The following is a 23,273-nucleotide window of genomic DNA, read 5'->3' as shown; positions in this document are numbered from 1 at the left end:
CAGCGAATGAACAATTATCTACAGATCTTACTGCCGGCAGCACTTTTCAGCCTGGTCACATTCACAGCAAACGCCCAGCAGCAAACGCCGCGGGCCGGAAAGCATCAGGCCTACTGGGACGTAATATACCTGAAGAACGGCAGCGTAATAAAAGGCATTATTATCGACAGCAGCGCCACGGGCATCAGGCTGGAGAACCGCATACAGGATACACTCGTCTTTTCCACGCAGGAAATAGCCAATACAGGCAGGGCCCTTAAGCCTTTGAAAGTAAGCCGTCACGGCTTTTATGGGACGATGGAGGCAGGTATCCAGTTTGGCGACTCACAGGGCGCTGTACTGAGGGCCATAGTCGGGTACCGCTTTGGTTGGCAGTGGCAAACTGGTATAGGGATAGGCCTGGATGACTATAGCATACGGTCGGCGCCTGTGTTCGGAGATATTCGCTACGACTTCAGCCGTAAAGACAAAACCCTGTTTGCCTATGGGGGCGCCGGCGTCTCCATCCCCTGGCCAACAAAGAGCCAATCCCCGGTATGGTACCCTCCCGCTGGAAAAAATTCCGGTCTTTATCTGCATACAGGGCTGGGTTACAAGATAAGAATGGAGCATAGCCATTCCATGCATATCAGCGCCGGTTATGCACATGCGCAGATGTCGCTCAAATACGGCGCAACCAGGGAGACAAATTCTTCTTATAACTATTCTTATAATCGAGTAACTATTCTGCTGGGTTATTCGTTTTAAGTTTTTTAGTGCTCTCGACAGATTTGCTCATGCATCAGATGCGCCGTTTTTACGGCGCATTATTTTTTTGTCAGATCCTTCTTTATACATACCTCCCTTTGCCTCGGCTAAGCTATTGCTCGTACTGGGTTTCTTAGTAATTTTGCCGGATGGAGATAAAGAGATACAGACGCCTCTGCACTGCGCTGGCGGCTGTTACATTGCTGGCCTGTAACCCCGGCGGCAGCCGACAGGCCAATAGCCCTGCACATAGCGATCTTAAAGCATACTTTACGGCAGAAGCGGCACAAATGGCGCATAGCGGACTGCAAATGCTGAAAACAGTGGCCCTCAACGGCCAGCGCGACAGCCTCAGCCAGCCACTCACCGATACCCTTGCGCTGCAGCACCTGCTGAAACCGTTCATGGACGCTGACATTAACAAGCCCTCACTGAGAGACGCCTACCGGACGGATACGGTTAAAGACCTGTTCAGCGGCAATAGTTCTATCATGTACGCTGCCCGCGATGCTTCCGTGAGCCCGCAGCAGATCATTCTGAATATGGACAGCACGGGGCATATCTCTTCCGTTAACATTAACAAACGTACCAGTAACCTGGTATACCAATACCAGCAAAACCTGTTCTACCAGCACCTGAAGACCATTCGTATCACCACCTGGCAGAAAATAGCCTTTGTGCAGGCGCGTGAACTGGATGTCAGGGTATCACTGGCCCCTAAAAATTAAACCGGCATATGACAGCAGAGGAGTTTCAGCAAATATCACATACCATACCCGTTCAGGCGGGTATCTATAAATACTACGGGGAAGAAGGAGAGCTGCTGTATGTGGGCAAGGCCAAAAGCCTGCGTAAAAGGGTCAGCTCTTACTTTGTAAAGAACCATGACAGCTTTAAAACGCGTAAGCTGGTTCAAAGCATCCATCATATTGAGTTCACCATCGTAAATTCCGAACAGGATGCCTTTCTGCTGGAGAACTCACTGATCAAGCAGTTTCAGCCCAGGTACAATATCAATCTCAAGGACGATAAGACCTATCCCTACATCGTGATCAAACATGAGCCCTACCCAAGGGTGTTCCTGACCCGCAACGTGGTTCGTGATGGTTCCGAATACCTCGGCCCCTTCACCTCAGTAGGCAGGGTGCGCGAACTGCTGGAAGTGATCCGGTACAACATTCCGCTCCGTACCTGTAATCTCAGCCTAACGGAACAAAATATACGAAAAGGTAAGTTCAAGGTGTGCCTGGAATATCACCTCGGTAACTGTAAAGGTCCCTGCGAAGGGTTGCAAACTGAGGAAGACTACCGGGCCGGCTTACAGCAGGTGAAAGATATCCTGAAGGGGAACCTGTCGCCCGTATTGAACATGTTCCGCACGCAAATGCAAAACTGTGCATCCAATATGGAATTTGAGCAGGCCGAGATACTGCGTAAGAAAATTGAAAGCCTGCAGGCCTACCAGGCCCGTTCTACCATCGTGAATGCCCGTATGGGCGATGCGGATGTGTTCTCCATCCTCAGTGACGGTAACCACGCCTACGTGAATTTTCTCCGTGTGCTGAACGGCACCATTGCCGATACGAAGACCGTAACGCTGGAAAAGAAGCTGGAAGAAACAGATGAAGAAGTACTGGCCTATGCCATCGCCTACCTGCGTGAAGCATTTAAAAGCCTCACTAACGAGATCATTGTTCCGCTACCAGTAGAATACCCGGAAGAGCATGTAACGCTCACCGTGCCCAAAGGAGGCGACAAAAAGAAACTGCTCGACTTGTCTGAAAAGAATGTGAACTATTTTAAAGACGAGCTGTATAAGAAAAAGATCCTTCACCTGGAAGGCAAAACAGACGAAGAGAAGCGAAAAGTGCTGTACCAGTTGCAGGCCGATCTAGAGCTACCCGTACTGCCCACCCATATAGAATGCTTCGATAACTCCAATTTCCAGGGCAGCTTCCCGGTAAGCGCCTGCGTAGTGTTCAAAGAGGGTATTGCTTCCAAAAAAGATTACCGGCATTTCAATATCAAGACCGTAGAAGGCATTAACGACTTTGCTTCCATGACAGAAGTAGTGTTCCGCCGCTACAAACGCCTGCTGGCAGAGCAGGAGCCTTTGCCACAGCTGGTGATCATAGATGGTGGTAAAGGACAGCTGGGCGCCGCCATGGAAAGTATCCGCGAGCTGGACCTCATTGGCAGCATGACTGTGGTAGGCCTTGCCAAAAATGAAGAAGAGATCTTCTTCCCGGGAGATAAGGACAGTATAAAACTACCCTTTAACAGTGAAAGCCTGAAACTGATACGCCGCATACGCGATGAGGTGCACCGTTTCGGCATTACCTTTCACCGGCAGAAGCGCAGCAAGGGTACATTTAAGAATGAGCTGGAAACCATCAAAGGAATAGGTAGCTCAACTGCCACACAGCTACTGCAAACCTTCCGTTCCGTAAGCCGGATCAAACAGCTTCCGCTGGAAGACCTGGAGAAGGAAATCGGTACGGCAAAGGCGAAACTGGTATGGGACCATTTTCATCCGCCTTCCTCCAATTAGCCGTCAATTATTCACTATTGATTCAACGAAGCGCCCACTGCACGTAACGCCTGCAATACGTGACGCTCTTCGTGTGCAATAAAGAAACGGAAAGTATCCCCTAAAGATAGCTTCAGCCACTTACCCAGGCTGGTGGGCACCCTCAGCCGCTGCAGGTTCACGCCTTCTGCACGTTGCAATAATAATAGCAGTTCTTGTTGACTGGCAAGGAATTCGGCCATTACTTTAGCCGCATCCAGGTCAGTTACCGGACGCGCATTCTTAGGCGATTGCATCTTCATCGGCAGGCTTCCGTCAGGTTTTGGCTGCATGGTCCTGGTAAACCAGTTGCCCAGCCATCCGCTTCTGAAAGAAGTAGCAGCAGACTGCTGCCTGGTGTAACCATGTTCTATAGCGCCGGCGATCTGTGGCAGGTAAAAACGGCTGTAGGTGTTCAGGTGTTCCAGGCACTGTATAGCGCTCCATTTGTCCTGTGCGGGCGGTAATAGCAGTACAGGGGCGGGGAGATGGTGCAGTTTTTCTTCCACTGTCGTTGCCAGTCCTTTCACCTTTTGCTGTAGCTGTTCAAGTAATGCTGTGCTGTTAAATGTTGCGGACATAGTCAGGTATTTGGGGGTTATTGTTACAAAGGTACCTCTTAAAAGCAACAAGGTCACATGGTTTCTATCAAACCGTGTGACCTTGCAGATATAATTGTGTTTAGTCTAGGCTGGTATTAATACTGCCACAGATCCTGCTCCTTGTTGAAGATCTTGTCTTTGATGGCCTGGCCTTCCAGCAAACGCATTGTACCGTCTTTGATGTAATCTTTGATCTCACGGTTGTATGCATTGTTTTCTTTGATAACAAAGCTGGAGAAGAAGCGCATTTCGAACAGGTCTTCCCAACTCATGGAAGCTGCGTCGTTGTTCTGGTTGTACACATCAAATTTAGCCAGTACAGGGCGCAGATCAGGGTAGTATACCCAGAAGAGCGGTATGGAAGCGCGGAGGCTGCCGTCCTCGTTCATACGTGATACCATGGGAGCAATACCCAGGATACGTACTTTCAGTGCGGAGGCTTCTTTGTCGAACACCCAAACTTCTTTGAGCTTGTACTGTACGATAGTACGCGGATCAAATTCGTCGCGGGTGGTTACCATTTTCTCTTCGCCGGTAACAGGGTCGATGCTGCGTACCGTTCTTTCCTCACCGCTGGTTTTGGTCTGGATTTCAGCCCAGGTCATCGGCGTGGTGAAGCGGTCATCGATCGGGTTGAAAGCAGTGATCTCACCGGATTTTATGGAAGCCAGTAATATGTTAATAAACAGCTGGTTGATACCGTTCTCGTCTTCCACGTTATACTGGAAAGGAAGGTTCATTTTCTCGCGGATGTCTATCACCTGCCATATACGTTTTTCCCAGAACTTGTCGTCCTCACGGATATTGTCATAAGCGATAGGTACGCGGTCCCTTACAGAGTTTTTGGAAGTAACGCCGTCTACACGCAGTGATTTACGGGGAGTATCAGATACCGGGGTACCAACACCATCCTGGCGTAAAGGAGCTGCAGCGGCCGGATCGGTACCGGGAACTGCCGGAGGAGCTTGTACAGCATTACCGGTAGCAGGGTTCACCACATCGGAGGAATCCGTTGATTCTGTCGTAGTAGTGGTTGTTGTAGTCGCAGTACGGCGACGGGTGGATCCCCCTCTGCGCTGCGCCTGCGCATCTGCTGCTATTATCAGCAGCAGCACTACACACCAGCTTATTTTCTTAAATGTTACGGCTCGCATAATTCAGTAAATTGATTACTGTTTAGTTTAATTTAAACGAAGTATTACCCATGTTTCGTACAATACCGTCCGGGCCTTTTACTTTAACGTTGTCAAAGTAAACCTGGTCGCCGGCGCGTAATGAACGGATCGCGGCCACTACGTTGCTGGGGAAATAAGCGGAATTGGCGTCGCCTTCCACATAATCCCGTCCGCGTGCCTCGATACCTACGCGGTAACTTACTACATCATATTTAACACCTTCGAACTCGAAGTTTTCCAGGTCAGCCCTTAAACCGCCCTGTACTTTAAAGTCAGCAGCCTTCATTACACCGCTTTTGTTCATACCTACCTTTAATACAGGGTCAGGTATCATCTTTACGCGGAACTCTTTGCTGCCCATGCTTTTGGTTTTACCATCCACGTTGGCCACCACATTGATGATAGCGCGGCCGGGGTTGGCAACCGTTACGATGTAGTTACCTGCGCTCTGCTTGCGGATGTTACCTACGCTAATGGAAGCATTCACTGCCTCAGCGGGTACCCCAGCTGCAGATATTGAGATAGGATTAGGCAATCCTATATACAGTACGTTCATTTTATCAGCAGAGATAGAGGTGGTAGAAGCACCTACGCTATATGTCTCGCTGAAGTTATAAGATTCCATCTGACCGTCAGGCTTAGGCAGGGTGATAGTACCGGAGATGGTCTTATCGCCTACACCACCCACCGGCATAGAGAAGGTACCGAGACCGTCAGTAGCCTGGATGGTTTGCCCGTTCACTACGATGGTTGGGTTCACGGTGCTGCTGTAAGCGCCTACGGCGATCTGTGCAGTCAAGGTTTGACCTTCCATCAGGTTCTTGGAATTCAGTGAAATGAACGGCCTTACTTTATCGAACTTAAAGTTGTCCGCATCTATCTTACGATAAAGCTCGTCGATGATCAGTGACTCAGAGTTCTTGATATCGTTCTGGAACTTACCCAGGATGGTTACCGCAGCAATAGTGGGCACCATGTTGAAGTGATAAGTGGTCCAGGTCTTCGGTTTTACACCGCCACCGTGTTCATCGCTGGATTTGCCGATCTGTATTTTCAGCGGCAGGGTTTTTTCAAACCTTGCTTTGTCTTTAGGATCTATGTAAGACAGCAGTTTGTCACGCAGATCTTTTAGTTTTTGCTCCAGGTCGGGCCCTTTTTTCTGGTTCTCCATTACCCTGGTAGGAGCGTCGAGGTTATCTTTTGATTTGATTTCCCCATGCTCATCACGGCCACCGGCTTCCGTAATAATGTTCTCTTTCAATGATTCGATATACGTAAACATATCGCCGGTGATCTTTTTTACCTCCTGGGCTTTGATCCTCAGAGGGCCTACCTTCTCTGCATTCTGCTTCATCTGCTCATCGAACTGCAGATAGGTAAGATTATTCTTATCAGTAATGGAGGTATTGGAAGTATTGATAGAATTGTTTACGATATTGAATGCGTTTAATATTTCAGCAGAAACGTTCAATGCAAGCATGGCCGTCAAGACCAGGTACATGAAGTTGATCATCTTCTGCCGTGGATCTTTAGGTAGTGCCATAGTTTGTTTTCAGATTTAATGATTGCCTGTTAATAACTCAAAACTATAAGCGTACCTTATCTTCCGTGCATTGCGCTCAACATGTTACCATAGATGGTATTCAGGTTGGACAGGTTTTTAGCCAGCAGGGTGATCTGTTCTTGCGTTTTCTTAGCATCGTCGATGCTGCCACTCATGGCCTGAGAAGTGCTCAACAGGTTCTTGTAGAACGTGTTCATAGCTTTCAGGTGGTTGTTGGTATCCTGCAGCTCCAGTTCATAAATAGCATTCAGGGAAGCCAGGTTCTTGGTCATGCCCTGCATTTGCTCATGGAAATGCCTGGTGGATTCTGATGCGCTGTTAAAAGAAGATACCGCTTGAGCAGCAGTGGTGTAAGCCACAGCTACGCTTCCGATAGCGCTGGCAGCTTCTCTTGTTTTCTGAGTATAATCACCTGTGGCAGCAACCACATCGCTGATATCCCTCATTTTATCGACTGTAGTACCTAATTTCTGGAAATTTTCACTCAGGCGTTGCAGGTTGGCCGGTGTAATCTCTGCTTCCTGCAGCATTTTGTCCAGTCCTGAAACTGCCGGATGACCTGCATAGGCTACTTCTGCAGGAGCGTGTTGAGCGGAGCTGTCCGGTACAAAAGCGTACACAAAGAAGATCAGTGCTTCAACACTCAGACCAAGGATCAGGGCGATATCCGCACCCCGCCAGTGCTGCAGTTTAAACAAGGCACCGATAATTACTACTGAAGCAGCGATACATACGAAGAAGTTCAACCATTTCGCTTTGTTAGGATTCATAGCCATAGGTTAAAATTTAATCTGGTTAAAGTTAATTAAGGTTAAAGTTGTTGTTTCGGAATAGTTATTGCTCAAAGATTTGCATTTCAAGTACATTGTTAGGTTTCTCTCTATATACATGGCTATCAATTTTTTACTTCCTACTGTTGAAATCATTCTTGGAGCGGCTCAGGAACGCAATAGTACACCTGAAACCGATGTATGATTTGGCGCTATCCTGGTATTCGAAAGAACGGGTACCTGATTGCAGGAAATAACCGATATCTTTCCAGGAGCCACCCCTCACAGATTTACGCTTCATTTTAGGCGGAGCGTTATCCGGTACATCCATCCTCAGATATGGGTTCATATCTGAAGTGAAAGAGTAAGAGTTTTCGTAAAAAATGTCCTGTGTCCATTCTGCAACGTTGCCAGACATATTATACAGGCCGTAATCGTTAGGCCAGTAAGCGTCAGCCCTTACAGTATAGAAACCACCATCTTCAGGATAGTTACCGCGGCCGGGTTTGAAGTTAGCCAGCAAACAGCCCTTCTTGTTGCGGATATAATAACCGCCCCAGGGATAAGGAGTCTGTTCCCTGCCACCACGTGCTGCGTACTCCCACTGCGCTTCAGAAGGCAGCTGGAATTTATCTTCAGTAAATAGGTTCTTTGAGTTACGGTAGTCTTCCCAGAACTTACTGCGCCATTCGCAGAAAGCAGAAGCCTGGTGCCAGGTTACCCCTACTACCGGATAGTTATCGAAGGCCGGGTGCCAGAAGTACATACGGGTCATCGGCTCGTTATAAGCATAAGAGAAGTCCCTGATCCAGCACAGTGTGTCCGGATAGATCGCTACATCCTTCTTTACGATGAAGGAAGAACGGGGCTTGCCCTTGTTCTCACGCAGCTTGGCCTGGTCCCAGTTGAAAGACTCCTGGTGGTACAACAGCTTGTACACGTCGATCTCCTTCTTATTATACAAACGATCTTCCGGAGAATAGATCATGGCATCGATCTTTTCATACGTTGCCTTGTCTTTCCAGTTGATCTTCTGTTTCCAGTCTATAATGTCCTGGTCTCCGTCTTTTTTCACATGTCCCATCAGGATATGTGCAATAGAATCCCGTACCCAGTATACAAACTGGCGGTATTCATTATTGGTGATCTCTGTGGCATCCATGTAGAAACCAGAGATGGAGATGGACTTGTTACGGGCTGTAAACGCATAGTTCACATCCTCATCACTGGGGCCCATGTGAAAGGTCCCGGATGGCACATACACCATTCCATACGGTACAGGCGGGAAGTACTTAGGTCTGGGGCTAACTCCTATAAGTTGCCCTTGCGCATTTTTGGAGGTTTTATTACCACCACAGCTGGCGAGCAGGCTTACCAGCAAAACAGCGAACAGACCACTAGAATAATTAAGCTTCATAAGGGTAGCTTTCAATCTTATAAATTAGTCTTTCAAAGGACATTCAGACAGAACTCACTATAAGTTTTCCACAAAAGTGTTGACATATAACTTATCCACATCTGAACTGGTGCAAGATAACAAATGTAACAATTATTTTTAATCCGTAGTTACTTTTCGTCCAACTTTTTCAAACCGCTTCAGTAACCTTCGGTAATTACATTAAACGTTGTTTTTAACATTTTATTATATAAATCGATTAACATTTGTTTCAGTTGTTCACCCTTATGCCTCCAATAGTACTGCAAGTTAGTAATTATTTTAATAAATTAATGATTTCTTGTATATAATTAACCGGCTTAATACAATGGTAATCCTGGCATAAATATATTAGCGTTTTTTCTGCTTGTGCTCTCTGTTCCAGTAAAGGCAGGCCCGGACAGTCTTTTTCATTGCCTAACAATACTTTAAAAGGAATATAGTAATGATGTACCTGCCGCATCCGGTCCAGGTAGTCTTTTCCAACCACCGCTATTTCATGGGTGCCCTTCACCATCTGCAGCAATTCACCGGCCCAAACCCCGAAAGAAGTAGGATAGCGTACTGCCGTTTGCGCCAGCCGTGCCAGCATATCCTGGGCCCTCGCCGCCCACTGCCTGTTATCGTATACGAGGGCCAGGTAACGGAGGTTGGCTGCCATTACCGCATTACCGCTGGGCACCGCACCATCGTAGATCTCTTTCTTACGTACAATCACGTCTCGCTGCCCCAGCTGCGTATAATAAAAATAACTGCCTGATTCGTCTGAGAACTGCTCTGCCACAAACTCCGTCAGCCGTTGCGCCCGGGTCAGCCAATCCAGGTTGCCCGATACCTCCTGCAGGGCAATGAGCGCCCGGATCAGGAAAGCATAATCGTCCAGGAAAGCCGGGTACTTTGCCTGGCCATTCTTCCAGGTATGATAGAAGACCTGATCACTTTCCGGCTGACGCAGCTGCTGCCAGCAAAATTCCATGGCGCGGGTAGCCAGGGCCAGGTAGTGCTCATTACCCAGCGCCGCATACGCCTTGCAATAGGCATGTATCATAAGGGCATTCCAGCCCAGCAGGATCTTATCGTCCAGCCCCGGACGGATACGGGGAGCCCGGGCCTCCATTAACTGCTGCCGGCAACCTGCTAACAATTGCTCCAACGCAGCAGCGTCTATTTTTTTCATAGCTGCAAACTCCTTTACCGGATGGCGCAGCCATAAAATATTCGTTTCCTCCCAATTGCCGTATTCCGTTACATCATAGCATTCACAGAAGAGGGCAGCCTTGTCGCCCAGTACCTGCTGCACTTCCTCATAGCTCCAGGTATAGAACTTTCCTTCCACCCCTTCGGAGTCTGCGTCCAGGGCGGAATAAAACCCGCCGTCCGCATGCATCATTTCCCGTTCTATAAAAGCAAGGGTATCTGTAATGGTTTGTGAATAGATCTCATTGCGTGTAAGCTGGTAGGCCTCACTCAACACATCTACAAGCAGGGCATTGTCATACAGCATCTTCTCAAAATGCGGGGCCAGCCATTGCTCATCTGTGCTGTAACGGGCAAAGCCGCCGCCCAGCTGGTCATAAATACCGCCCTGGATCATTTTATCCAGCGATAACAGGGCCTGCTTGAGGGCCTCGGGCGCATCAAAGCTGTGATGGTAACGCAGGAGGTATTGTATGGAAAAAGTGCCGGGAAATTTGGGGGCACGGCCAAAACCGCCCCATACCTTGTCTGCCTGCGATAAAATGTTCTGATAGATTGTATCACACTGTTCCCGGGTAAACAGCTCCTCCTTGGGAACGTGCACTAAAGAACCGCTCTGGGTACCGAATTGATTAGATTGCGAAAGATGACCGGTAAGTGTAGCTGCCTGTTCTTCTATATCATTGCGGCGCTCTTTAAAAGCCTGCGAAAGGGCCAGCAGTACTTCTTTCCACGAGGGACGGTTGTAAGCTTTTACCGGCGGGAAGTAGGTCCCTCCGTAAAAAGGCCGCTTGTCTGGCGTAAGAAAAACATTCAGGGGCCAGCCTCCAGATCCTGTCATAGCCTGAAGGGCGTCCATATAAATGTGGTCCAGGTCGGGTCGCTCCTCCCTGTCTATTTTAATATTGATGAAATGCTCATTCATGACCCGGGCAGTGGCTTCATCCTCGAAGCTCTCCCGCTCCATCACGTGACACCAATGGCAGGCCGCATAACCAATGCTAACCAATATAGGCTTATCTTCCTGTAAGGCCTTCTGCAAAGCTTCCTCCCCCCAGGGATACCAATCCACCGGGTTATGTGCATGCTGTAATAAGTACGGACTTGTCTCCCCTGATAATTTGTTCACGTTTACAGGCTATGGTTATTAAAAAACAATTTGGTGATGGGACAGTTGGACTTTGTGTTCGTTGCTACAATATAATTATAATCGGGAACATAAAAAAGGACGGCTTTCACCGTCCTTCGCAAGTAAGTTATTTTTTCGTTCTTTTTCGGATTATTTTTTGTTCAGCTCTGCCAGGTATTGTTCCAGGGCAGCCACCATAGAGGGCGCCTGCGGGGCCGGAGCTTTTACATCGAGCCTTAAACCAGCCTCTTCCACAGCTGCGGAAGTTGTAGGACCAAAGGCCCCGATACGGGTGCCGTTCTGCTGGAACTCGGGTAAGTTTTCAAACAGTGATTTAACGCCGGAAGGACTGAAGAAAACGATCATATCGTATTCCCTGGTCAGTACTTCCTTTACATCGTTGGATACTGTTTTATAAAGCGTAGCAGTAGCATACTCGCACTTATTTACTTTCAGCCACTCTTCAATGTCTTTCTTCTGACTGTCGGAACTGGGGAACAGGAATTTTTCATTGTCCCTGTGCTTATTCATTACTTCCAGCAGGCTTTTGGTAGAACCGTCTGCTCCATAGAACACCTTCCGTTTCCGGTAAAGGATGAACTTCTGGAGATATAAGGCCACGGCTTCTGTAATGCAGAAGTATTTGCAATCCTGCGACACTTTGATCTTCATCTCCTCGCAGATCCTGAAAAAGTGATCCACCGAGTTACGACTGGTAAAGATAACCGCTGTAAAATTCAGGATATCAATCTTTTGCTTCCTGAATTCTTTTGCTGATAATCCTTCTACCCTTATAAAAGGATAAAAATCCAACTTTACATTGAACTTCTTAGCCAGATCGTAATAAGGGGATTTCTCAGTTTCAGGCTTTGGCTGGGAAATGAGGATCGACTGAACATGATGTTTTACTTGCAAATCTGCTTTTGACCCGCCTTTTATCATACTTAAATTTGCTCTTGTGTTAACAATTGACAGTAATCACGGATTACCGGTTAACCAGATAAGCAACACCTTTGTTAAAATCAACACGGGCGCTACTTCGAATGCGCAAAGGTAAAGAAAAAAATGCAATTTACTGAAAGATAGATATTGCTTTACTACAGAATAAGATCTAACGTATCTATACCCAATTAATAAGATTATAAAAAATAACGAAATATATAGGAAGGCGCCGGCTATTTCTGGCTGGCAAAAAGCCAGGATCACCAGGAAAGGCACCAGTAATATGCCTAACACCTTATTGATCAGATAAAGAATAAAAATATAGGCGTCCGCCAGCTCGTTATTGCCAAATAGCCATCCGCAAAAACGCAGTACCAGGTATTTGGTTACATAGATCACCGCCACCAGCATGATCAAACCAGGTATGAGCAGCCAGCCATCCGCATTAAAGATATACTGCTTTCGATACATCAGCAGGTACAGGTATACCCCCACGCTCACCACAAAAAAGGCATTCAGCAGGAAGTTCGGGAAAGGAGACTGGGAAAGCTGGTCCTTTAACTGGCGCTGGCTCAGAGTAGGGTTCAGGAATGCACGGAACAGGTCTGAAAAATATTTGAGATAAGCCATCCGGATAATGCCCAGCAGCAATACAATACCCGCTACCAGGTACACCAGCCAGTCCAGGTCCTTATACGGGCGCAGGACATTTAGATCGTAATAACGTGGTTTATTGGCTTGAAGGAACATATTCTTACCCGCCAGGCTACGTAAAAAAATATCGTAAGGAGAATCCTGGTGCAAAGTTACAGGCGTCCGCTGCAGCGTAGTATCAGCCACCGCTTTCGAAGTGTCCAAAGCCGGCAATGCGCTCTTCGTGGTCTCCGGCTTCGTGGCAGTAGTTAGACTACCCGCCGGCTTGGGCTTTACGCCCAGCTGCCCGCTGTCAACCGCCAGCTTTTTCTTCACCGGCGCCTTACGCTTCACGGTGTCCCTCACGGTGCTATTCACCTGACTGGCGCTGTTCCCTGCACTGTCCGTCTGCCCATATAATTGTAATCCGCTGAATATTAGTATGAAGAGTAATAATAGCCCGTTTCGCACCAGATTATTTTTATGTTTGCAAATATAATATAAATGTCTGTGGGTCATAGCCCATGGCCCGCAGGCTCTACTCAATTATGGCTGGCATCTATTTACACATACCGTTCTGCAAACAGGCTTGTTACTATTGCAACTTCCATTTTTCCACCTCCCTGGCGCAGAAAGATGCGCTGGTAAACAGCCTGTTAGAGGAGATGAAGCTCCGGCAGCATTACCTGCAGGGCCAGCCCGTTAATACCGTATACTTTGGTGGCGGTACACCCAGTCTTTTATCTGATACCGACCTCCAAGGCCTGATGGAACGCCTGCACCAGCTCTTTACCATCTCGCCGGAAGCAGAAATAACCCTGGAAGCGAACCCGGACGACCTCCATCCTGAAAAGCTCCGCTCCCTGAAAGCCGCCGGCATCAACCGCCTGAGCATCGGCGTACAATCCTTTCACGAAGCAGACCTTCGCTGGATGAACCGCGCGCATAACAGCCAGCAGGCCCTGAACTGTATATTGTACGCCCGGGACGCCGGTTTTAATAACCTGAGTATAGACCTTATATACGGAGGCCCGACGCTCAGCGATGAAGGCTGGGAACAAAATGTACAACAGGCCATTGCACTACAGATCCCACATCTGTCCTGCTACGCCCTCACAGTAGAACCAGGGACCGCACTGGATAGCTTTATCAAAAAACATAAAGTGCCGCCCGTTGATCCCGATAAAGCCGCCCGCCACTTTGAACAACTGATGCAATGGCTGACCGCCGCCGGTTACGAACATTACGAAATTTCCAATTTCGCCCTGCCGGGCTGGCATTCCCGCCATAACAGCAACTATTGGAAAGGCGAGCACTACCTTGGGCTGGGCCCATCCGCCCATTCTTTCAACGGCGGCTCCCGGCAATGGAACCTGTCAAATAACAGCGTTTATATAAACGGCATACGGGAAGGAAAAGTGCCTTTTGAAGAGGAAATACTCACGCCGGACATGCAGCTGAATGAATATATTATGACCTCCCTGCGCACTTCAGCGGGCTGCAACCTGCAACAGGTGGCCGATCAATATGGAGAAGAGAAACGCCGCCGGCTCGAAACCGGCAGCCGGGAATTTATCCTCACCGGAAAGATGGTAAGAACAGGAAATGCCCTGGTGCTTACCCCTGAGGGGAGGTTATTTGCAGATGGAATAGCAGCGGAATTATTTGTGTAAATAGTGGCCGTTTTATTCTGCCCGCAGACTTTTTACCGGATCCGTCATCGCCGCTCTCACCGCCTGGAAACTGATCGTTACCAGCGCAATAAATGCCGCCATCAGCCCGGCCGCAACAAACACCCATATGCTGATATTGATCCGGTACGCATAATTGCTCAGCCATTGATCCATCAACCACCAGGCTAAAGGAAATGCCAGCATTGCGGCCAGCAGCACCAGCTGCATAAAATCTTTTGATAACAAGCGGGTAATACCGCTTACACTGGCGCCCAGCACCTTACGGATACCTATCTCTTTTGTGCGCCTTTCTGCCGTATAAGCAGCCAGTCCGAATAAGCCGAGGCAGGAGATCACAATGGCCAGTACTGCAAAAACATTGGACAACTTACCGATCAGCGTTTCACTTTTAAAGAAGGCGTTCACCTGGTCGTCCACAAACTGGTAACTGAAAGGGTAAACAGGATTATCTTTTTTCATTACCTGCGTGATCTTTTCCATTGCTGCTTCGCGATCTGTGCCGGCTTTGAGGTGTATCACCATTTCATCTGTCGCCATGGGATCAGGAAAAAATATTACTGGGTCGCCATGCCGGTACATGTCTCCGTACACATAGTCCTTCACCACTCCTATCACCTGCAGGCTGCGGTCTCCGTCCTGTATGGTCTTACCAAGCGCACTGCCTTTTCCCATCATCCTGGCCAGCGATGCGGAGATAAGCACATTCGAACTGTCTGCCGCACTATTGGTATGAAACCCTCTTCCTTCCTCCAGCTGCATGCCCCAGGTGTCCAGGAACTCAGGCGATACAGGCCGGTAAGATATCAGTATATCGCTCTGTGGATCTTTACCCTGCCAGGAGTAATTGGAGCTATTATTGCCAACATATAACATGGCGTCGCTGGTCATGGCAACATGATCCACCACGCCGGTATGCAGAAGGTCTTGTTTAATAACCGTAAAATCCTCCTTCAGCCTGCCTTGCAGGGACGTTGTTACCAGGTTATCTTTACGGTAGCCCAGATCCCGGTGTTTCACATGCTGTATCTGTTGATAGATAACGATCGTACAGACAATAAGCACAATAGAGGCTGCGAACTGGAACACCACCAGGCCTTTACGGATAACTGGTGCGCTGCCTGCCTGCTGCTTCAATCCTTTCAATACGGTTACCGGGTGGAAGGATGACATATACAGGGAGGGATAGCTGCCGGCCACCAGCCCGCATGTCAGCGCAATAGCCAGTAATACGGCTATATGCCAGGGATTACGCAGGCCCAGGTTAAGTTGCTTTTCTACCAGTACGTTGAACATGGGCAGCAGCAGGGCAACCATCACCACGGCAATCACTACCGCCAGTAATGCCAGACAAATAGCCTCGCCAATGAACTGCAGGGTGAGCATTCCCTTACCGGCGCCCATAACCTTGCGTACGCCTATTTCCCGGGCGCGTTTTCCGCTGCGCGCTGTGGCCAGGTTCATGAAATTGATACAGGCGATGAGCAGGATGATCCACGCGATACAGCCAAACATCCGTACATAGGTAATACGTCCGCCCGTTTGTTTGCCATCTTCAAAATTGTCGCGCAAATGCCAGTCGTTCATGCTGAACAGGAAGGGCCTTGCCGTAGCGCCTTGCTGCTTCTGTTCTATAAAACCATATAATTGTTTATTGATAGCCGCTACGTTTGCATTGGGTGTCAGCTCAACATAGGTGTTGGTAGCATAAGCACCCCAGCGGCTAAGGTAGGGCCTTGTTTTTGCATAGATCGTATAAGGTGCTATCCAGTCAAGCTGCAGCGTCGAATTTTCAGGCAGGTCTTTCATTACCCCGCTCACAACATAGCTCTGGTCATTATCCACTTTAAACACTTTGCCAAATGCATTGGCTGAAGACCCAAAGAAGCGGGCCGCCATTTTCTCCGAGATCACCACCGAATATAATTGCGCAAACGCATCTTTGGCCTTACCCTGCACAAACTGTGTATCGAACAGACGGAAAAAAGTGGAATCTGCATAACCGCCCTGTTCAAAGATAGACTGCTCGCCTGCATTGAACAGGAATGTAGTACGGTTAATACGGCAGGCATCCGCTATTCCGGGCACCTCCGTTACAATAGCCCCCGCCAGCGGAGCAGGGCTGGAATTAAACACCCGGGTCTTACCTTCATACGTCTGGAAAGTCTTGATCCAATACAGCTGGTCTTTCTTGGGATATACTGCATCAAACTGCAACTCATCCTCCATCCAGAGAAAAATAAGCGACGCACAGGCAATCCCGGTTGCAAGACCAAAGATGTTGAGGAAGCTGTATGTTTTATTCTTCCATAAATTACGCAAGGTGGTTGTCAGATAGTTCTTGAACATCGGTGGGCAATTTATTGATCGGTAATGTTCTTATACTTACACTAACAGTAAATGAATACTCATTCAGATCTTAAACTCTCTACAGGGTTGCTGAGCGCAGCCTTTATGCCCTGGAAGCTCACTGTCGCCAAAGCCACCAGCAATGTGCTTAGCCCTGCCAGCGCAAAGATCCACCAGGAAATATCTACACGATAATCAAATTTAGACAGCACCGTTCGCATCATCCATCCGGCTAACGGCGCCGCTAGTATGAAGGCAAGGCATACCGGCTTTAACAGGTCCTGCGAAAGCAGCACCCACAGCTTCACTACACTGGCCCCGAAAACTTTCCGGATACCGATCTCCTTCAAACGCCTTTCTGCCGAAAATGCCGCCAGCCCGAAAAGCCCCAGGCAGGAAATGAATATCGCAACAATGCTTACAACGCCCAGAAAACGGCTGGTGGTACGGATGCCATTAAACTTTTTCTGGTAACTGTCTTTAACAAAGCTGAACTCAAAAGGATATTCCGGATTATGCTTCTTTATTACCTGTTCTACCTGCCTCAAGGTTCTCCGCCATTGATCATTATTCATTACACGCACAAAGAAATGGCTCATACTGCCTTGGCTGAGGGTGACCATCAATGGACGCGGCGCATCAAAAACGTCATTGAATACAAAATCCTTTACTACACCGATCACTGTGCTGTTGCCGAGTTTGGTGCCCACCACAGGGCTCTTCAGGCCCATTCTTTTCACCGCAGTCTCATTAATGATACAATCGCCGTTGTTGCCTCCCAGCTCCGGACTGAAATCATGACCTTCTGCCAGCGTAAGGCCCGCAGTCTTCACCCAGTCGTATTGTACATAGCTGACATTGACCATGAAGTCCTGGTCTGCTGTTTTTCCCGGCCATTGAATATCATTGGTGGCGGCGCCGTACATTACAAGATTATCTGTACCTGCTGATACACTGGTAATGCCCGGTATACGTACCAGCTCATCTCTCACCACCTGGTACCTGGCGCCCATTTCACCTCTGGCAGGAATATCAAGAAGGTTTTCCTGTTCATAGCCAATAGGGCGATCCTCCACATGCTCTTTTTGTTTGATAAAAACGATGGTCACAATGATGAGGAAAATAGAAAGCACAAACTGGAAGGTCACTAGGCCCTTCCGTAATAAGGAACCTCCTTTACCCATCACCACACCCTTTAATACCTTTACCGGCTGAAAAGCACTCAGGAAAAAGGCAGGGTAACTGCCTGCCAACAGGCCTGTCAGCAATGCAAGGCCCAGCGCAAGCAGCCAGCTATGCCAATCTGCAAATCCCAATGAAAGATCTTTCTCCATTAACCGGTTCAGTTGCGGCAACAGCACCTGAACCAATACGGAGCTTAATACAAGGGCAAGCCCTGTAAGTAACAGCGCCTCTGCCAGGAACTGGGCGATTACCTGTTTACGGGAAGCGCCCAATGTTTTTCGTACGCCTACTTCACGTGAGCGCTGCAGAGATCGGGCAGTAGCCAGGTTCATGAAGTTAACGCAGGCAATCAGCAACACAAACAGGCTCATGGAACCCAACAGGATCAAAATCTCTATATGGCCGCCCACAGGCTTACCATCTCTGAACCTACCGTATAAGCGCAGCTGCTTATATGGATAGGCAAACACGGTAGTATGCTTGTTCTCGAAGAACGGCTGCGTTAGTTTTTTTACTTTCTCATTGAAGGCAGCCAGGTCAGTATTGGGCTTCAGCGATACATAGCCGGCAATGGCAAAAGCATCCCAGTTATCAAGCATTCCTTTGTTCTGCTGCTCGAAAATGCTGAAGGGCAGCGCTACATTAAAGAAAAGAGAGCTGTTGCGCGGCACATCCCGGATCACCGCTTCCACTTTCAGGTCACGCTGGTTATTGTGCCGGATGATCTTCCCTACCGGGTCTTCCTCTCCAAACAGCTTGCGGGCCGTTTGTTCAGAGATCACGATCGATCCGGCTTCCCGCAGCGCTGCAACAGGATTACCTTTAATAGCTGGGAACCGCATGATATTGAAAAGGTCTGGCTCTGCATAGAACCCGCGTTCGTAAATGCTCTTCCCTTTATAGGAAAGCAGGTGATCGTTTATATCCGCCACATAAGACATATACTGTACCTCGGGCACCTGTTCACGTAGTATCCCTTCCAGCTTACCAGGCACAGACTGCCCGGTAACAATCTGTCCCTCATGTTGGGCGTTGACCATCAGCACATGTATATCAGAAAGATTTTTATGAAATTTATCATAGCCGGCTTCATCTTTAATCAACAGTATGCCCAGCATCCCGGTGGTCAGACCAATGGTAAGACCGAAGATGTTGATGAGCGTCGACATCTTATTTTTTGCCAGGCTCCTCCAGGCCATTTTTAGATAGTTGCGGATCATAGGCGTTAAATTGTGATGCATTCACTGCTATTGGAATGCCAGATTCACGCTTAATACTAATCACCTGATTACATGTGACCTTATTGTTTAACCTGTCCGGTATTGAAAGGATGATTGTCCGCAAGCGGACAAGGCCTGTACACATCCGGACAGTTTATGTAAAAAAACAACACGGACACACGCCGTAGCGGCCATTCTCCGGTTCTGGCAGCCTTATTGTAACACCTGCTGTTAAATTATGTCTCCAATTGCGCATAGCTGCGGAAGCTACGCCGGATAAACGATTTGAGGAAGATGTCGTCTTTGTTGATGCTGCCGGCTCCAGACTTCCTTAAATGAGAAAAGGCGGTAAAAACCGCCCAATTTCTTATAACCATATCCTATGAAAAACCTGATACAAAGATATAAGCTGCACATCTGCTTATTTTTGCCATCTCGTAAAACCACTATTTTTTCCGGTTAACGCTGTGATCCAACCCGCCTTAACCAATGCTTAACAATAAAAGGCTCTATATCAGGGCTATACGAACATTCCACCTTACTAAAAGAAGTAAACAACGGTATCCTATAAACGCGAAAAAGGCGGTAGGAATACCGCCTGATTCATTTAACCATATCCTATGAAAACCCGTAATGAAGTTACGTTATACACAAGCCCGTCCTTATCCGAATTGGTAAAACATCCATTTTCTTTGGTAAGCGTCAGGATTCAACCCCTCTTAACCCTTATTTAACAATAGCCTGGATAACAGCGCCCTATAAACGCGAAAAAGGCGGTAAGAATACCGCCTGATTCATTTAACCATATCCTATGAAAACCCGTATTGAAGATACACCTTACATGGGCGCAGTCTGCGCGGGACTTGGTAAAACCGGTATTTCCCTTGGTAACCGTTAGAAATACTCCCTTCTTAACCATCACTTAACAAGGCATTTAACCATCGTTTAACAATCAAAGCCCTGATCCTCAACCGGAAAATAGTACTAGCTTTATAAAAACCACCTTATGAATTCGATGGTAACCCAAAAACGGCCTTTGCTGCTCATACTGCTCTTTGCTATTTACGCGTGTAGCCCTATCCAGGTGCTCGACCAGCAGCCGGCAGAGAACTTCTCTCTCAGCAATTACCGTACGTTTAATTTTTACGAGATCGATGCCGGCGGTGATAGCCTGAGCAGTAAAGCATACCGGAACGGCATTGCCTCCCTGAAAACAGAGATCCGGCAACAGCTGCAAAAACGTGGGCTGCAACTGGGCGAACATGATCCCGATCTGCTGGTCAATATCGGTATCGTGATCAAGGCAGATGCCCCCCGCTATATCGTGCAAAAGCGCTACCAGGTGGAAAGTGAAGAAGGGGCTAAATACACGGAAGGCACAGTATCTGTGCACCTGGTAGATAGGGTGAATAATAAACTGGTGTGGCGCGGCGTGGTAGAAGGCGTTGTGCCCGACAGACCTGCAAGCCTGCAACGTAATGTAGCCGATGCTATGGAGGTGCTGTTCAAGGGCATATGAAAAACAGGTCTGCCCCTCAAGACAGACCTGTTAAGCGAATGATATGTTGTAATGCACTAATTCACTTCCAGCGCATCTTTTGAAGGCAGCTTCGGAAAAGGATTATGCGGTTCCGCCTGGTACCAGAACACCACAGAGCTGATGTCTGATTGCTGTTGCAGGTAACGCCCGCCGCTACGCCAGCCAAGATCCTGTATGCTTACCCGCAGGTCTTTGTCAAAACGGACAGGATCCATAATATGCCAGCGGTACAGGCCAAAGCGCTGTTGCGAGTCATATACGCCGTTGGGCCTTATCACCTGGTGCAGACCGGTATAAGGCGTGCTGAATTCCTGGTACTGCCGGGTAACGCGGTTCTCAAAGTTGTAGGAGCCGCAGAAATAATCCTCCGTGCCGGTACCGCAGATAGTAGGGAACTGGCTGTCGCCGTCCATAAAGAACTTGATCTCGCCTTCACCCCACCAGCCGTTATTATTCACGCCCCAGGCCATATAAGTGCCTACGTATTGGCCTTTGCCTTTAATACCATCTACCAGCGTATAGCTGCCGCCTTTGGTAGGGTTATCGCGGCGAAACTGTGCATGAAAATAGCCTGCATCATCCGGCACTTTGGTTAGCGTGTAGTCAACCTGGTAATACAGCGTCATACGCTCTGTATTGATGTTCTCCATGGTGATCCGGCACTTTCTGCGGAAGGGCATTGCCCAGTAGCAGTTAAAAGCGCTGCCCGGGTTCACGCAAATGGCCAGGGAATTAAGCTGCGCATACTGTCCCCAGCCCATGCCGAAGAAATCGCCTACGGGCGCTTCTACAGAAGGTTCTTTCTCGTCGTCCCAGTAGATACGCAGAATGGAAAAACGCCAGTTGCCGGTGGGCGTCATCCAGATGTGCTGTATAGCGCCGGGGCCTTCTATCTCTGCCAGCGTATACGTTTTTCCGGGCTCAATGTGAATGTAGGGGCTTACCTTCCATCCTTGCCCCAGGTCTTTGGCGGCTTGTTTGGCAAGGCCTTGTTCCAGGGTGGCCATGCCGCCTTTACCCTTCTCGCCGTTGAAGTTTTCGGGGCTGATGCTGCGCGTTTTTGCATCAGAAAGCTGGAACAGGTTGCCCATGTTCATGTTAAGCCCGTTAAAAGGTTGCTGCTGTGCGTGAAGAATGTTTGCTAACAGTACTGCACAACATAGTGTAAGGCATTTACGTACCATGAGTGATCGGTTTGAAACGTGGATTGATAATAAATATGGAAAAATGAAAATGTCCTGGCCGCACACGAACGGCCAGGACATCAAAATACGCTAAAAAATTATTTTATTTCACGCCGAATTTGTACACGCAGGTGTGCTCATAAGTGGCTCCGGGCTTCAGTACTACTGAAGGGAAAGAGGCCTGGTTGGGCGAGTTCGGGAAATGTTGTGTTTCCAGGCACAATGCGCCGCGGTAAACGTAGGTCTTGCCTTGTTTGCCGGTATCACCCTGCATGAAGTTGCCGCCATAGAACTGAACACCGGGCTCTGTTGTCCACACTTCCATATAGCGGCCGCTTTGCGGCTCCAGCACGGTAGCAGCGAGAGACAGCTCATTGCCTTTCTTGTTCAGCACCCAGTTGTGATCGTATCCCTTACCCAATTTCAGCTGCTCAAAATCTGCATTCACTCTTTCACCAACAGGCGTAGGCGTGGTAAAATCCATCGGCGTGCCTTTTACAGGCTCCAGCTTACCGGTGGGAATCAGACCACCGTCTACAGGCGTAAATTTATCTGCATTGATGCTCACCACGTGATCGTTGATATCGCCGTTACCAGCGCCCTTCAGGTTAAAGAAGGAGTGATGGGTAAGGTTCACAACAGTAGCCTTGTCCGTAGTAGCTTTGTAAGAGATCTTGAATTCATTGCTGTCTGTCAGCTCGTAGGTCATCGTAACATCAAGATTGCCGGGATAGCCTTCTTCTCCGTCTTTTGACAGGTAGTGAAATTCCACGGCGTGATCATTGAGCTGTTTGGCATCCCAAACCACATCGTTAAACCCTACCTTACCGCCATGCAGGTGGTTTTCCCCGTTATTTACTGCCAGGGTATATTCCTTGCCGTCTAACTTGAATTTGCCTTTGGCAATGCGGTTGCCGTAGCGGCCAACAACACCGCCATAGTAACGGTCTTTGGTGGTGATATACTTGTTCAGGTGATCGTATCCCAGTTCCACATCTTCCAGCTTGCCGCTTTTATCAGGCGCCAGCAGGGACACCACTTTTGCGCCGTAATTGGTAACGGCCATCTGCAGGTTGGCATTTTTCAGGTAGTACAGTTTTACCGCCTTGCCTTCTACAGTGCTGTCAAAATTGGCCGCCGGGATGAGGGCCTCAACGGAGCTGGCCTGGATACTGTCTTGATTTGTGCTCATACTATCAACAGAATTATTATTTGTGTTGGTACCGGATGACTGACAGGCGCTCATTCCGAGTGCGGTGGCCACCGTTAGCAGTGAAAGAAGATTTTTCATATCGTAGCAATTTACAAGGGTACAATATACGTTTAAAGTTTGAAAACCCT

At 48.4% G+C, this 23,273-nt stretch carries 17 protein-coding genes; 5 read left to right on the top strand and 12 right to left on the bottom strand.

Annotated features, from left to right (window positions below; genetic code table 11):
- Positions 1 to 6 precede the first annotated feature (6 nt).
- From ACR9Y8_RS19125 to uvrC, 3 genes are all read left to right on the top strand, one after another.
- Positions 7 to 747, top strand: a complete 741-nt coding sequence (locus tag ACR9Y8_RS19125; RefSeq protein WP_481214852.1) for a hypothetical protein — start codon at positions 7 to 9, stop codon at positions 745 to 747.
- 149 nt (positions 748 to 896) lie between these two features.
- On the top strand, positions 897 to 1,475 hold the full coding sequence (locus ACR9Y8_RS19120) for a hypothetical protein (RefSeq protein WP_481214851.1): 579 nt from the start codon (positions 897 to 899) through the stop codon (positions 1,473 to 1,475).
- A gap of 8 nt (positions 1,476 to 1,483) precedes the next feature.
- Positions 1,484 to 3,298, top strand: coding sequence for an excinuclease ABC subunit UvrC (gene uvrC / locus ACR9Y8_RS19115; protein ID WP_481214850.1), 1,815 nt, complete (start codon positions 1,484 to 1,486; stop codon positions 3,296 to 3,298).
- Between the two features lie 14 nt (positions 3,299 to 3,312).
- On the opposite strand, the gene ACR9Y8_RS19110 is transcribed toward uvrC, so the two are convergent.
- The 8 genes from ACR9Y8_RS19110 to ACR9Y8_RS19075 all read right to left on the bottom strand — a co-directional run bounded on the left by ACR9Y8_RS19110 (position 3,313) and on the right by ACR9Y8_RS19075 (position 13,234).
- A complete protein-coding gene (locus ACR9Y8_RS19110) occupies positions 3,313 to 3,897 on the bottom strand; it encodes a DinB family protein (RefSeq protein ID WP_481214849.1) in 585 nt (194 codons plus the stop codon).
- A 116-nt stretch (positions 3,898 to 4,013) separates the two neighbouring features.
- Positions 4,014 to 5,072 carry a type IX secretion system ring subunit PorN/GldN gene (gene porN / locus ACR9Y8_RS19105; RefSeq protein WP_481214848.1) on the bottom strand — a complete coding sequence of 353 codons (1,059 nt, stop codon included), beginning with the start codon at positions 5,070 to 5,072 and terminating at the stop codon, positions 4,014 to 4,016.
- Between the two features lie 22 nt (positions 5,073 to 5,094).
- On the bottom strand, positions 5,095 to 6,636 hold the full coding sequence (porM, locus tag ACR9Y8_RS19100) for a type IX secretion system motor protein PorM/GldM (RefSeq protein ID WP_481214847.1): 1,542 nt from the start codon (positions 6,634 to 6,636) through the stop codon (positions 5,095 to 5,097).
- Positions 6,637 to 6,692: 56 nt separating this feature from the next.
- Positions 6,693 to 7,427 (bottom strand): type IX secretion system motor protein PorL/GldL, encoded by a 735-nt coding sequence (porL, locus tag ACR9Y8_RS19095; RefSeq protein WP_481214846.1) that lies wholly within the window; start codon positions 7,425 to 7,427, stop codon positions 6,693 to 6,695.
- Between the two features lie 133 nt (positions 7,428 to 7,560).
- On the bottom strand, positions 7,561 to 8,844 hold the full coding sequence (gene porK, locus ACR9Y8_RS19090; protein ID WP_481214845.1) for a T9SS ring complex lipoprotein PorK/GldK: 1,284 nt from the start codon (positions 8,842 to 8,844) through the stop codon (positions 7,561 to 7,563).
- 295 nt (positions 8,845 to 9,139) lie between these two features.
- Positions 9,140 to 11,188 (bottom strand): thioredoxin domain-containing protein, encoded by a 2,049-nt coding sequence (locus ACR9Y8_RS19085; RefSeq protein ID WP_481214844.1) that lies wholly within the window; start codon positions 11,186 to 11,188, stop codon positions 9,140 to 9,142.
- A 150-nt stretch (positions 11,189 to 11,338) separates the two neighbouring features.
- The gene (locus ACR9Y8_RS19080) at positions 11,339 to 12,103 is read right to left on the bottom strand and encodes a uroporphyrinogen-III synthase (protein ID WP_481214843.1); all 765 of its coding nucleotides are present in this window, start codon (positions 12,101 to 12,103) and stop codon (positions 11,339 to 11,341) included.
- A 63-nt stretch (positions 12,104 to 12,166) separates the two neighbouring features.
- Entirely contained in the window at positions 12,167 to 13,234 is a 1,068-nt protein-coding gene (locus ACR9Y8_RS19075) for a DUF4271 domain-containing protein (RefSeq protein ID WP_481214842.1), read from the bottom strand.
- Between the two features lie 53 nt (positions 13,235 to 13,287).
- On the opposite strand from ACR9Y8_RS19075, the gene hemW reads away from it, so the two are divergent.
- Positions 13,288 to 14,436, top strand: coding sequence for a radical SAM family heme chaperone HemW (gene hemW, locus ACR9Y8_RS19070; protein ID WP_481214841.1), 1,149 nt, complete (start codon positions 13,288 to 13,290; stop codon positions 14,434 to 14,436).
- A 12-nt stretch (positions 14,437 to 14,448) separates the two neighbouring features.
- Here hemW and ACR9Y8_RS19065 read toward each other — a convergent pair whose 3' ends face one another.
- Both ACR9Y8_RS19065 and ACR9Y8_RS19060 read right to left on the bottom strand, forming a co-directional pair.
- Positions 14,449 to 16,803: an ABC transporter permease gene (locus ACR9Y8_RS19065; RefSeq protein WP_481214840.1), complete on the bottom strand. Its 2,355-nt coding sequence runs from the start codon at positions 16,801 to 16,803 to the stop codon at positions 14,449 to 14,451.
- Positions 16,804 to 16,862: 59 nt separating this feature from the next.
- On the bottom strand, positions 16,863 to 19,229 hold the full coding sequence (locus tag ACR9Y8_RS19060) for an ABC transporter permease (protein WP_481214839.1): 2,367 nt from the start codon (positions 19,227 to 19,229) through the stop codon (positions 16,863 to 16,865).
- Between the two features lie 985 nt (positions 19,230 to 20,214).
- Here ACR9Y8_RS19060 and ACR9Y8_RS19055 point away from each other — a divergent pair.
- Complete coding sequence (locus ACR9Y8_RS19055) at positions 20,215 to 20,727, top strand: DUF4136 domain-containing protein (protein ID WP_481214838.1); 513 nt, start codon at positions 20,215 to 20,217, stop codon at positions 20,725 to 20,727.
- Between the two features lie 56 nt (positions 20,728 to 20,783).
- On the opposite strand, the gene ACR9Y8_RS19050 is transcribed toward ACR9Y8_RS19055, so the two are convergent.
- Complete coding sequence (locus ACR9Y8_RS19050) at positions 20,784 to 21,932, bottom strand: glycoside hydrolase family 172 protein (RefSeq protein WP_481214837.1); 1,149 nt, start codon at positions 21,930 to 21,932, stop codon at positions 20,784 to 20,786.
- A 103-nt stretch (positions 21,933 to 22,035) separates the two neighbouring features.
- Positions 22,036 to 23,223: an aldose epimerase family protein gene (locus ACR9Y8_RS19045; protein ID WP_481214836.1), complete on the bottom strand. Its 1,188-nt coding sequence runs from the start codon at positions 23,221 to 23,223 to the stop codon at positions 22,036 to 22,038.
- Between the last annotated feature and the right edge of the window lie 50 nt (positions 23,224 to 23,273).

Source organism: Chitinophaga sp. SVR4-12A (assembly GCF_056754765.1).
Note: the sequence above shows the minus strand (reverse complement) of the source record. Positions and strands in the feature narration are given on the sequence as shown.